Genomic DNA, 12,067 nt, shown 5'->3' with positions numbered 1-12,067 from the left:
CGGGCCACGCCTACCTCACGGCGGCGGCGCTCACCGCCGACCCCGAGGAGGCGCGGGGGCTCCACATCGACGGCATCGACGCCCTCCTCGGCGCGGGTCGGATCAGCGAGGCCGCCGCGCTGTCCCACACGCTCGACCGGGTCCGGCCCGACCCGCGCCGCGATGCGGTCCTCGGTTCGCTCGCGCTCCACCTGGGACACGCGGGAGAGGCCGAGGCACTCCTCCGGCGAGCCCTCGACGCCGGGCAGTCCGGTTCTCCCGGTGTCACCGCCCCCGACCCCGTCGCACTCGCCCAGAAGTTCGTGGTGCACTCACTGTGCCTGTGGCGCCCCGACCAGCTGAGGCACTGGGCCGGGGTCGTCATCGGGGGCGCCCATCCCGACCAACCGGAGGTCGAGGAGGCCCGGGCCATCACCGTCCTGGGCGAGGCGATCGACGCCGCCCCGGGAGGCGGCGTCACCGACGAGGACCGGATCGGTTCTCTCGCCCCCGCGGTGGCCCAGCGCTTCGAGATGGCCTCCGGATGGATCGCGCTCGCCCACGACGATCTCGAGACGGCCCGCCACCGCCTGGGTTCCGCCGTGCCGACGGCCGACGTCTCCGGTTCCGCGCGGATCTCGCTGTGGGCTCAGGCGTGGCTCACACGCACCCACCTGCTCCGGGGGGACTGGGACGAGGCGCTCCGGGTCGTCGACACCGCCGCCAGACGTCTCGAGGACCTCGAACTGGACCTGCTCGCCCCGGTGATCCACTGGTCCGGTGCCGTCATCAGGTCCATGCGCGGCGACCACCTGGGGGCGGCCGCACACCTGAGGCACCTCACCACCACCGCGGACGCCTACCCGGTGCAGATCATCCCCTCCGCCATGGGGCGCATGCAGGTCGCCGCCGCCGCCGGTGACTACACCTCGGTGCGGCGGGCCGCCGAACCGCTGCACGCCCTGTCCCTCCGGCTCGACATCGACCAGCCGGGTTTCTGGCCGTGGCACGATCTCTACGCCCACTCCCTCGTCCTGGCCGGCCGGCTCGAGGACGCCGAGGCGCTCATCGGTCCCCCCGAACAGCGGGCCGTGGAGCTGGGCCACCGGTCCACGCAGGCCAGGCTCGGCGCCGTCCGCTCCCGGATCGCCGCCGTCCGCGGGGACGTGGAGGAATGCTCCCGCATCTTCCACCGGAGCCTGGAGTACCTCGACGGACTGGCGATGCCGTACTACTCCGCACAGATGCACTTCGGGTTCGGCCAGACCCTGCGTCGGGCCGGTCGGCGCCGCGAGGCCCACCTCGCCCTCGGGACCGCCCGAGACCTCTACGAACAACTCGGTGCTCATGCCTACGTCGAGCGCTGTGAGCGGGAGCGCCGCGCCGGGGGTGTCGACGTGGCCCGCGCGGTCGGCAACTCCACCCTCACCCCGCAGGAACGGGCCGTGGCCACCCTCGTCGCGGCGGGGCGGACCAACGCCCAGGCCGCCGAGGAGCTGTTCCTCAGCGTCAAGACGATCCAGTACCACCTCACCCGCATCTACTCGAAGCTCGGGATCAACGGCCGCACCGAATTGGCGGCCCACGTCGCCAGGTCCCGCCACCCGTTCGGGCCCGATCCCGACGAGTCAGGAGTCCCGTGACCACCGACAGCGCCCCCACCGACGGTCGGAGCCGGGACACCGACGCCCCGGCGGGAGACCCGTCCCGGACCGCCGCCCTGCTGCCGATCGAGATCCCCCACCACCGCCGACCCTCGCCGCGGCGGGTGCTGGCGGACCTGGGCCCGAGAGAATGCGCCAACGCCCTCATCGCGCTGATCTTCTCCGCGACCGGCCCCGTCGCCGTGATCCTGGCCGCGGGGGAACAGGGCGGGTTGACCCCGCAGGAACTGTCCTCGTGGATCTTCGGGGTGTTCTTCGCCAACGGGGTCCTCACCATTCTCATGAGCTGGATCTACCGGACCCCGTTGGCGTTCTTCTGGACCATCCCCGGCACCGTGATCGTGGGCAACTCGCTCGGACATCTTCGGTGGTCGGAGGTACTCGGCGCCTACGTCATCACGGGCGTGGTGATCCTGCTGATCGGCCTCAGCGGGGTCGCGCGCAGGGTCATGGACTGGATTCCGATGCCCCTGATCATGGCCATGGTGGCCGGGGTGTTCCTCCGGTTCGGCCTCGGTCTGGTCGACGCGGTGTGGACCTCCGCCACCGTGGCCCTGCCCATGGTGGTGGCCTTCCTCGCCGTCGGGGCCCTTCCGCGGGTGGCCCGGGTGGTCCCGCCGATTCTCTCCGCGATGCTGGTGGGGATCATCGCGGTGATACTCGACGGCGGGTTGTCGCGGGGAGTCCTGGACGACGGGCTCCTCGCCGTCCCCATGGTGCAGGGGCCGGAGTTCACCGTCCGCGGTCTCACGGAGTTGGTGGTCCCCCTGGCCGTCACCGTGCTCGTCGTCCAGAACGGCCAGGGGGTCGGGGTTCTCCGTGCCAAGGGGCATCATCCGCCGGTGAACGCCTGCGCCGTGGCGTGCGGGATCTGGTCTCTGCTGGTCTCCGCGATCGGCGGGGTCTCCACGTGCCTGACCGGACCGACCAACGCGCTGCTCGTCTCATCCGGGGAGCCCCGCCGGCACTACGCGGCCGCGATCGGCACGGGTGGGCTGGCGCTGATCGTGGGGGTGCTCTCCCCCGCGTTCGTCGGCCTCATGGTCGGGACGCCGGCGGCCTTCGTCGCGGCGCTCGGCGGGCTGGCGATGCTGGCGCCACTGCAGTCGGCGTTCGTCACGGCGTTCCGCACCGACCGCGCGTTGGGGCCGCTGGTGTGTCTGCTGGTGACGGTGGCCGACGTGTCCCTGCTCGGGATCTCCGCGCCGTTCTGGGGGATCGTCCTGGGACTCGCGGTGTCGGCGCTGCTGGAGCGCCGCACCACGAGCTGACGGGTCCTACGCCGACTTCTCCCGCGGCTCGGAGTCGGAGAACGGGACGATCGTCGGCAGCACGTTGTGGCGCACCGTCTCGCCGGTGACCACCACGCGGGCCACGTCGTCACGTCCGGGGATGTCGTACATGACCGGGAGGAGGACCTCCTCCATGATGGCGCGCAGGCCGCGGGCGCCTGTGCCCCGCAGAATCGCCTGGTCGGCCACGGCCTCGAGGGCGTCCGTGGTGAACTCCAACTCGACGCCGTCCATCTCGAAGAGCCTGGCGTACTGCTTGACGAGCGCGTTCTTGGGCTCGCTGAGGATGTTGACCAACGCCTCGCGGTCCAGACTCGTCACCGTCGCCACGACCGGCAGGCGCCCGATGAACTCGGGGATCAACCCGTACTTCACCAGATCCTCGGGCATGACGTCGGCGAAGTTCTCGGTGGTGTCCAGGGAGCTCTTGCTGGCCACCTCGGCCCCGAAGCCCATGCCTTTGCGACCCACGCGGTCACCGACGATCTTCTCCAGGCCCTGGAAGGCCCCGGCGACGATGAACAGCACGTTGGACGTGTCGATCTGGATGAACTCCTGGTGCGGGTGCTTGCGTCCACCCTGCGGGGGAACCGATGCCTGCGTGCCCTCGAGGATCTTCAGCAGCGCCTGCTGGACGCCCTCGCCGGACACGTCGCGGGTGATCGACGGGTTCTCGGCCTTGCGGGCGATCTTGTCGACCTCGTCGATGTAGATGATGCCCATCTCGGCACGCTTGGTGTCGTAGTCCGCGGCCTGGATGAGCTTGAGGAGGATGTTCTCCACGTCCTCGCCGACGTAGCCGGCCTCGGTCAGCGCGGTGGCGTCGGCGATGGCGAACGGGACGTTGAGCATCTTGGCCAGGGTCTGGGCGAGATAGGTCTTGCCACACCCGGTCGGACCCAGCATGAGGATGTTGGACTTGGCCAGCTCGACGGCGTCACCGCGACCGAGGGAGGTCCCCACCCGGATGCGCTTGTAGTGGTTGTAGACGGCCACCGCCAGGTTCCGCTTGGCGGCGTCCTGTCCCACCACGTACTCGTCGAGGAACGCGTGGATCTCCGACGGCTTGGGCAGCTCGTCGAGTGCCGAGTCCTGCGAGTCCTCGACCTCGGACTCGATGATCTCGTTGCACAGCTCGATGCACTCGTCGCAGATGTAGACCCCCGGACCGGCGATCAGCTTCTTGACCTGCTTCTGGCTCTTCCCACAGAAGGAACACTTCAACAGGTCGCCGCTCTCACCCACACGTGCCATGAGTTCTACGTCCTCGCATTCCAGGGGCCCGGATTCACACCCCGTAGTCGACGGTACGCGGGAGGGCCGACAATTCCGACCCCCCGCGCGATCAGTTCATTGGACCTGACGGCGCACCGCTACCCACTACGGCGCGCCGCCCGGACGTCAGTTGGTCGACGACAGCTTGCGGTAGTCGAACACGGTGTCGATGATCCCGTAGTCCTTGGCCTCGGCGGCCGTGAGGATCTTGTCGCGATCGGTGTCCTTGCGGATCTTGTCCGCCTCGTGGCCGGTGTGCAGCGCCAGGGTCGTCTCCATGAGGCGACGCATGCGCTCGATCTCCGCGGCCTGGATCTCCAGGTCCGAGACCTGGCCCTGGATCCCGCCGGTGGCGGGCTGGTGGATGAGGATGCGGGCGTTGGGCAGGGCGGCCCGCTTACCCTTGGTGCCCGCGGCGAGCAGGACCGCGGCCGCCGAGGCCGCCTGCCCCAGGCACACCGTCACGATGTCGGGACGCACGTACTGCATCGTGTCGTAGATCGCCATGAGCGAGGTGAACGACCCACCGGGCGAGTTGATGTACATGGTGATGTCGCGGTCCGGATCCTGGCCCTCGAGGACGAGGAGCTGGGCCATGATGTCGTTCGCCGAGGCGTCGTCGACCTGGGTGCCCAGGAAGATGATCCGCTCCTCGAAGAGCTTGTTGTACGGGTTGGACTCCTTGACGCCGTAGCTCGAGTGCTCGACGAAGGAGGGCAGGATGTAGCGCGAGGTCGGCAGTGAGGTCATCGGTGACTCCGTGGTGGTGTGCGGGGCGGGCTGGGCTGCGGGAGCGCTCCCGTGGGCGACGGGTTCGATGGTCACGACGGCGAGGTTCCGCCGGTCTGGGAGGCGCGCGCGATCACGTGGTCGACGAAGCCGTACTCCTTGGCCGCCTCGGCGGTGAACCACCGGTCACGGTCCGAGTCCTCGGTGACCTGCTCGAACGACTGGCCCGTGTGCTGGGCGATGAGCTCGGCCATCTCGCGCTTGGTGGCGGCGTACTGCTCGGCCTGGATCGCGATGTCGGCGGCCGATCCACCGACGCCGGCCGAGGGCTGGTGCATCATGATCTTGGCGTGCGGCAGCGCGTAGCGCTTGCCCTTGGTCCCGGCGGTCAGCAGGAACTGGCCCATCGAGGCCGCCAGGCCCATGCCGTAGGTCGCCACGTCGCACTCAACGAACTGCATCGTGTCGTAGATCGCCATCCCGGCCGTGACCGAGCCACCGGGCGAGTTGATGTACATGGCGATGTCGCGGGTGGGGTCCTCCGCCGCGAGCAGCAGGATCTGCGCGCAGAGGCGGTTGGAGATGTCGTCGTCCACCTGGGACCCCAGGAAGATGATCCGCTCCTGCAGGAGACGCTCGTACACCGAGTCGCCGAGCGTCAGCCCGTGGGATCCGGGCGAGCTGAGGGCGGGCTGCGTCGAACCGGGCTGTGCCGCTGAACCGTTCTGGGCCACGGGGTACCTACCTTCGCTGGTCGTCTCACCGCTCCCGCGGTGCCCGGCCGTCCGGCGGCCGGGTATCCGTTACGTCAAACAGTAACCAACACCCACGACGGAACCGTCCCGACGGGGCGGGTGTTCGCTCTCAGCGTCGCCGTCCGCTGCCGCCGCCGCGGGCGCCGTCGACGTGAACGACGGAGCCGGGGACCACCGTCGGGTGGTCCCCGGCTCCGGGGGTGGTTCAGGCGGTGACGGTCAGGCGTCGTCGCCCTTGCCGTCGGTGGTCTCGGTCTCGGCCTCGGCGGCCTCCGCACCCTCGGCGGAGTCGGTGGCCTCCTCCTCACGCGAGCCGAAGAACTCGGTGGTGTCGACCGTGTTGCCCTCGGTGTCCGTGACGTTCGACTGGACGATCACGTCGGCCAGGGCCTTGGAGCGCCGCACATCGGAGAACAGCGACCCGAGCTGGCCGGCCTGCTGGATCTGCTGCACGAACTGGTTCGGGTCCATGCCGTAGCGCTGGGCCTGGAACATGATGTGCTGCGTGAGCTCCTCCTGCGAGACCTCGGTCGAGGCGTCCTCGGCCACGGCGTCCAGCAGCAGCTGGCTGCGGATGGCGCGCGCGGCGCCCTCGCGGGTCTCGGCCTCGAAGGTCTCGCGGTCGGTGCCCTCGGCGGCCAGCGCCTGGTCGAGGATCGCGGGGTCCCCACCGAACTGGTCGATGAGCTGGTGCATCTGCGCGTGCGCCTCGGACTCGACGAGGGACTCCGGGGTCGGGACGTCGGTGGCCTCGATCAGCGCGTCCAGGACCTTGTCGCGGATCTCGCCCGCGAGGCCGGCCTTGGCCTGCTGCGCCACCTTCTCCGTGAGGTCGGCCTTGAGCTCGTCGAGGGTGTCGAACTCGCTGGCCATCTGCGCGAACTCGTCGTCGGCGTCGGGGAGCTCGCGCTCCTTGACGGACTGGACGGTCACGGTGATGACCGCCTCCTTGCCGGCGTGATCACCGGCGACGAGCGAGGAGGTGAACTCCTTGGACTCGCCGGCCTTGAGGCCCTCGGCGGCGTCGTCGAGGCCCTCGACGAGCGTGCCGGAACCGAGCTCGTAGGACAGGCCCTCGGTCGAGGCCTCGTCGACGGGCTCGCCGTCGACGGTGGCGGCCAGGTCCACCGAGAGGAAGTCGCCCTTCTCGGCACCGCGCTCGACGCCCTTGAGGGTGCCGAAGCGGGCGCGGAGGTTGTCGAGCTCGGTCTCCACCGCCGCCTCGTCGGTGGCGGGGGCCTCGACGGTGACCGCCAGCTCAGAGTAGGTCGGGAGGGTGATCTCGGGGCGCACGTCCACCTCGGCGGTGAACTCCACGACGTCGCCGTCCTCGAGCTTGGTCACCTCGATCTCCGGCTGCGCGAGGACCTTGAGGTCGTGCTCGTCGACGGCCTGGCCGTAGCGGGTCGGGATCATGTCGTTGATGACCTGCTCCAGGACCGCCGGGCGACCGATCCGCGCCTCGAGGAGCTTGGCGGGGGCCTTGCCCGGACGGAAGCCGGCGATGTTGACCTGGCCGGCGAGCGACTTGTACGCCTTGGCGAAGTCCGGCTCGAGCTCAGCGAACGGCACCTCCACCGTGACCTTGACCCGGGTCGGGTTCAGCTGCTCGACAGTGCTCTTCACGGTGATGATCTCCTAGGAAAGTCGTGTGGGGTTCGTGTTTCGGGCTCCGCTGGTCGGGATGACAGGATTCGAACCTGCGACCCTCCGCTCCCAAAGCGGATGCGCTACCAAGCTGCGCCACATCCCGGTGAGTCGCGCGACCGACCACCCCGCGCCGTACGCGGGAAACCTGCCGGGCCGCCAAACCAACTCGCCCAGTGTACGACAGTGCCGCATCACGGCAGATTCCGAGTTGGCGGGCCGGGAGTTGGGAGCGCCGCACCGGTCCGGTAGTGTTGTCTCAGCGCGAGCGAGACGAGGGGGAAACCCCAGGTCAGCCGCCGATGCGGGCGTAGCTTAATGGTAAAGCCCCTGCCTTCCAAGCAGGCTACGCGGGTTCGATTCCCGTCGCCCGCTCCACACGACGCCCCCGCGACGCCCTCCCGGCGCTCCCGAGGATGGCGTCTCGCGGTAGCGCCTGTTCGATCGGATCCCAGCCGCCCCTGGGCATGGCGTCTCGCGGTAGCGCCTGTTCGACCAGACCCCAGCCGCCCCTGGGCCTGGCGTCTCGCAGGTACTTCTGTGCCCGCGAGACGCCGTCGCGACGTGCGGCTGCGAGATGCTCGCCCGCTAACCGGCTAACCCGCCCGCCCGCGGCTGCGACCCGGCGACGGGTTCAGCGCGGCCGTTCCGGCTGGCAGGTCGGACACCAGAAGAGGGTCCGCGCCTCCAACGTCTGCAGGACGATCTCGTCGCGGCACACCCGGCACTGCCAGCCGTCCCGTTGGTAGACGTAGTTGCGCGGCCGGTCGGCACCACGTCGGGGCACGTCCCCGTGGTCGTGCTCCGGGCGGATCGTGTGGATGGCGCCGGTCTCCACCCCCACCTCCATCAACTGCACCAGGTCGTCCCAGATCGCGCGGAACTCGCCCTCCGTCACCCGCGAGCCGGCTCGGAACGGGTCGATACCGTGCCGGAACAGCACCTCGGCGCGGTAGACGTTCCCGACTCCGGCCAGGACCTTCTGGTCCATGAGCAGCGCACCTACCGGCCGCGCACTGCGTGTGATCCGCGCCCACGCCCGCCCGGGATCGGCGTCGGGATCCAGGGGATCGGGGCCCAGACGGCCGCGCACCTCGGCCACACCCGCCTCGTCGATGACGTCGCACCTGGTGGGTCCGCGCAGGTCGACGTAGTGGGCGGGCCGGCCCTCCGACCCCCCGCCGGGAAGCATCGCCCCGACCCGCATCCGCACCTGCCCCACCGGCGCGGGCGGTTCCTCCCCCTGCGGCACGAGGTGCGTGTCGAAGAATCCGTACAGCCCCAGGTGGACGTGGACGGCGAGGCCGCCCTCGTAGTGGTGGAAGAGGTGCTTGCCGACGGCTGTGGCGTGCTCGAAGTACCTACCGTCGACGACGACGTGGTCCGCGAACCGCCCCTGTGGACTGGAGACGCGGACGGGCCCGCCCGCGAAGTACTCGGTGTGCAGGCGGGCCAGCCGGTGGAGGGTGTGCCCCTCAGGCACGGAGTGTCTCAGGCATGGTGTCGCCCGGGCACGACGCTTCTCGGGCGCTTCTCTGATCAGGCCCCGGGGACCGGCGGGGCCTCGTGGGTGCGCTCGTACTCGGCGAGGATGTCGATGCGACGCTGGTGACGCTCGGCCTCCGACCAGCTCTGGTCGAGGAACGCATCGACGATCGCCAGTGCCTCCTCCTGCGAGTGCATGCGCCCACCGATACCGATCAGCTGCGCGTTGTTGTGCTCACGGGCGAGGCGCGCGGTCTCGACGCTCCACGCCAGGGCGCAGCGGGCGCCGGGAACCTTGTTGGCCGCGATCTGCTCGCCGTTGCCGGAGCCGCCCAGCACGATCCCGAGGCTGCCCGGGTCCGCCACGACCTTGCGAGCCGCGTCGATGCAGAAGGCCGGGTAGTCGTCCTCCGCGTCGTAGCTGTGGGCGCCGCAGTCGACCACCTCGTGGCCGGAGGTCTTCAGGTGCTCGGCGATGACGTTCTTGGTCTCGAAGCCGGCGTGGTCCGCTCCCAGGTAGATGCGCATGGCGGCGATTCTGCCACGCTCGGCACCCGCCGCACCCCCGGGCCTTCAGTCGAACTGCGGGGCCTCGGTGCGGCTGCGCTTGAGCTCGAAGAAATAGGGGTACTCCGCGAGCAGGGCGGCGCCGTCGAAGACCTTGCCCGCGTCCTCGCCGCGCGGGATGCGCGTGAGGACGGGACCGAAGAAGGCCACGCCGTCCACGTGCACGACCGGGGTGCCGACCTCGTCGCCCACCGGGTCCATGCCACGGTGGTGCGAGGCGCGCAGCTCGTCGTCGTACTCATCCGACGCCGCCGCGGCGGCGAGACCCGCGTCCAGTCCGGCGGCCTCGAGCGCCTCGGTGATCACCGTGGGGTCCTCGATCCCCCGTCCCTGGTCGTGGATGCGGGTGCCGAGCTCGGTGTACAGCCGGCCCAGGACCTCCTGGCCGTGACGCTGTGCGGCGGCGATCGCGACCCGGACCGGGCCCCAACCGCGTGTCATCAGCGCGAGGTAGTCCTCGGGGAGGTCCCGGCCGTCGTTGAGGACGGACAGGCTCATGACGTTCCAGGTCAGCTCGATGTCCCGGACCTTCTCCACCTCGAGGATCCAGCGGCTGGTGACCCATGCGAAGGGGCACAGGGGGTCGAACCAGAAGTCGACGGAACGGGTGGCGTCGGAACCAGAAGATGTCATGACCCCATCCTCCTCGTCCGGGTCCCCGACTGCCACCCCGCCGCGGGTGGTAGGACTGGGGCCACCACCCCCGCCCAGGAACCGAGGACCTCCGATGCGCTCGCTCAATCTCACCCGTTCCGACGCCGCCGCCAGGGCGGAACTGCTCGACGTGGACACCTACGAGGTGGACCTGGACCTCACCGACGGCTCCGGCGGACCGGGATCCGGGACGTTCCGGTCCCGCACGGTGGTCCGGTTCACCTGCTCCCGACCCGGGGCGGAGACATTCATCGATCTGAGGTCGGCGCGGATCCGGTCGGTGACGTTGAACGGACGGGACCTGGAGACCGGGGACTATGACGACGAGGCGGGGCTGACGCTGCCCGACCTGCAGGAGACCAACGAGCTCGTCGTGGACGCCGATCTGGCGTACACCTCCACCGGCGAGGGCCTGCACCGCATGGTCGATCCCGTGGACGGGGAGGTCTACCTCTACTCACAGTTCCAGACCGCCGACGCCAAGCGGGTGTTCGCCTGCTTCGACCAGCCCGACCTCAAGGCCCGCTACACGCTGACCGTCACCGCCCCCGCCTCCTGGGTCGTGGTGGCCAACACCCCGGCCGGAGAGTCCCCGGGCGAGTCGGGAGCGGTCGTGCACCGGTTCGAGCAGACGGAGATCCTGTCGACGTACCTCGTGGCCCTGATCGCCGGCCCCTATCACGTGGTCGAGGACTCCTACGTCGACGAGCACGGGACCATTCCACTACGACTGTTGTGTCGTGCGTCGCTCGCCGGGTACCTCGACTCCGATCGGCTGTTCGCCGAGACCAAGGAGGGCTTCGGGTTCTATCACCGTGAATTCGGCATGCCGTACGCGTTCGGCAAGTACGACCAGATCTTCGTGCCCGAGTTCAACGCGGGGGCCATGGAGAACGCCGGGGCCGTGACGTTCCTCGAGGACTACGTCTTCCGCTCCCGCGTCACGGCCTACCGCTACGAGCGGCGTAACGAGACGGTGCTGCACGAGATGGCCCACATGTGGTTCGGCGACCTGGTGACCATGCGCTGGTGGGATGACCTGTGGCTCAACGAGTCGTTCGCGACCTTCGCCTCGGTCCTGGCCCAGGTGGACGCCACGCAGTACACCGACGCGTGGACCACGTTCGCCAATGTGGAGAAGGCGTGGGCGTACCGGCAGGACCAGTTGCCCTCCACCCATCCCGTGGCGGCCGACATGACGGACCTGGAGACGGTCGAGGCCAACTTCGACGGGATCACCTACGCCAAGGGCGCGTCCGTGCTCAAGCAACTGGTGGCGTACGTGGGACGCGAGCCGTTCCTGGCCGGCCTGCGCGCCTACTTCGCCGAGCACGCCTTCGGCAACGCCGAGTTCGACGACCTCCTGCGGGCCCTCGAGGCCTCCTCCGGCCGCGACCTGTCCGACTGGGCCGACCAGTGGCTGCGGACCACCGGCATCAACCCGATCTCGGTGGAGGTGGACACCGCAGACGACGCCCAGGCGACGATCTCCGAACTGACCGTCGTGCAGGGACCCGCCGCCCCGGGTGCCGGGGAGCTGCGCACCCACCGTCTGGGGGTCGGCCTCTACAGCCGTGACGACTCGGGCGCGCTGGTGCGCACCGCGTTCGCGGAGCTGGACGTGGACGCCGAGCGCACGACCGTCCCGGACATGTCCGGCCTTCCCGTCCCCGACCTGATCCTGCCCAACGACGCCGACCTGACGTACTGCTCGGTGCGCCTGGACGAGCGCTCCCTGACCACTGTCCTGGGCTCCATCGAGGACGTGACGGACTCGCTCGCCCGGACCCTGTGCTGGTCCGCACTGTGGGAGATGACCCGGGAGGCCCGGCTCCCGGCTCGCCGGTTCGTCGAGGTGGTCACCCGCGCGGCCCCGCGCGAGGCCCACATCGGCGTGGTCCAGCGCGTGCTGGCCCAGGCGCAGTCCGCGCTGTCCAGGTACGCCGACCCGGACTGGGCGGCCGCCACCGGCTGGCCGGAGTTCTCGGACGCGATGCTGGCGGCGGCCCGGGCCTCGGAG

10 protein-coding genes and 2 tRNA genes are annotated in these 12,067 nt (G+C 70.0%); 4 read left to right on the top strand and 8 right to left on the bottom strand.

Features of this window, described 5'->3' with window-relative positions:
• Both G6031_RS11485 and G6031_RS11480 read left to right on the top strand, forming a co-directional pair.
• Positions 1-1,622 (top strand): LuxR family transcriptional regulator (locus G6031_RS11485; RefSeq protein WP_241737312.1); only part of this gene is annotated, 1,622 nt, incomplete at its 5' end.
• Entirely contained in the window at positions 1,619-2,914 is a 1,296-nt protein-coding gene (locus G6031_RS11480; protein WP_347237886.1) for a benzoate/H(+) symporter BenE family transporter, read from the top strand. The genes G6031_RS11485 and G6031_RS11480, both read left to right, overlap by 4 nt.
• 6 nt (positions 2,915-2,920) lie before the next feature.
• Here the strand turns inward: G6031_RS11480 and clpX are convergent, their stop codons facing one another.
• The 5 genes from clpX to G6031_RS11455 all read right to left on the bottom strand — a co-directional run bounded on the left by clpX (position 2,921) and on the right by G6031_RS11455 (position 7,447).
• On the bottom strand, positions 2,921-4,189 hold the full coding sequence (gene clpX / locus G6031_RS11475; RefSeq protein WP_182640151.1) for an ATP-dependent Clp protease ATP-binding subunit ClpX: 1,269 nt from the start codon (positions 4,187-4,189) through the stop codon (positions 2,921-2,923).
• A 147-nt stretch (positions 4,190-4,336) separates the two neighbouring features.
• On the bottom strand, positions 4,337-4,960 hold the full coding sequence (locus G6031_RS11470; protein WP_179526200.1) for an ATP-dependent Clp protease proteolytic subunit: 624 nt from the start codon (positions 4,958-4,960) through the stop codon (positions 4,337-4,339).
• 71 nt (positions 4,961-5,031) lie between these two features.
• Positions 5,032-5,673 carry an ATP-dependent Clp protease proteolytic subunit gene (locus tag G6031_RS11465; protein ID WP_107748149.1) on the bottom strand — a complete coding sequence of 214 codons (642 nt, stop codon included), beginning with the start codon at positions 5,671-5,673 and terminating at the stop codon, positions 5,032-5,034.
• A 240-nt stretch (positions 5,674-5,913) separates the two neighbouring features.
• On the bottom strand, positions 5,914-7,320 hold the full coding sequence (gene tig / locus G6031_RS11460) for a trigger factor (protein WP_182640150.1): 1,407 nt from the start codon (positions 7,318-7,320) through the stop codon (positions 5,914-5,916).
• Between the two features lie 50 nt (positions 7,321-7,370).
• Positions 7,371-7,447: transfer RNA gene (locus G6031_RS11455), tRNA-Pro, on the bottom strand.
• A 198-nt stretch (positions 7,448-7,645) separates the two neighbouring features.
• On the opposite strand from G6031_RS11455, the gene G6031_RS11450 reads away from it, so the two are divergent.
• A tRNA-Gly gene (locus G6031_RS11450) sits at positions 7,646-7,719 on the top strand.
• Positions 7,720-7,975: 256 nt separating this feature from the next.
• Here G6031_RS11450 and G6031_RS11445 read toward each other — a convergent pair.
• From G6031_RS11445 to G6031_RS11435, 3 genes are read right to left on the bottom strand one after another with little or no spacing between them, the layout of a single operon-like run.
• On the bottom strand, positions 7,976-8,824 hold the full coding sequence (locus tag G6031_RS11445) for an Fpg/Nei family DNA glycosylase (RefSeq protein WP_182653329.1): 849 nt from the start codon (positions 8,822-8,824) through the stop codon (positions 7,976-7,978).
• A gap of 56 nt (positions 8,825-8,880) precedes the next feature.
• A complete protein-coding gene (locus G6031_RS11440) occupies positions 8,881-9,354 on the bottom strand; it encodes a ribose-5-phosphate isomerase (RefSeq protein WP_179524911.1) in 474 nt (157 codons plus the stop codon).
• 45 nt (positions 9,355-9,399) lie between these two features.
• Entirely contained in the window at positions 9,400-10,026 is a 627-nt protein-coding gene (locus G6031_RS11435; RefSeq protein WP_179524910.1) for a DsbA family protein, read from the bottom strand.
• 94 nt (positions 10,027-10,120) lie between these two features.
• Here G6031_RS11435 and pepN point away from each other — a divergent pair.
• Positions 10,121-12,067: aminopeptidase N (gene pepN / locus G6031_RS11430; protein ID WP_182653328.1), on the top strand; the 1,947-nt coding region annotated here is incomplete at its 3' end.

This window comes from Dietzia sp. CQ4 (assembly GCF_014145125.1).
In the GTDB taxonomy this organism is placed as follows: Bacteria; Actinomycetota; Actinomycetes; order Mycobacteriales; family Mycobacteriaceae; genus Dietzia; species Dietzia natronolimnaea.
This window is presented reverse-complemented; position numbering and strand designations above follow the sequence as displayed.

What these genes read in the sequence shown, in the direction of transcription:
- clpX (WP_182640151.1), bottom strand. Translation starts at nt 4,189, where the DNA reads ATGGCACGTGTGGGTGAGAGCGGCGACCTGTTGAAGTGTTCCTTCTGT.
- G6031_RS11470 (WP_179526200.1), bottom strand. Translation starts at nt 4,960, where the DNA reads ATGACCTCACTGCCGACCTCGCGCTACATCCTGCCCTCCTTCGTCGAG.
- G6031_RS11440 (WP_179524911.1), bottom strand. Translation starts at nt 9,354, where the DNA reads ATGCGCATCTACCTGGGAGCGGACCACGCCGGCTTCGAGACCAAGAAC.
- G6031_RS11435 (WP_179524910.1), bottom strand. Translation starts at nt 10,026, where the DNA reads ATGACATCTTCTGGTTCCGACGCCACCCGTTCCGTCGACTTCTGGTTC.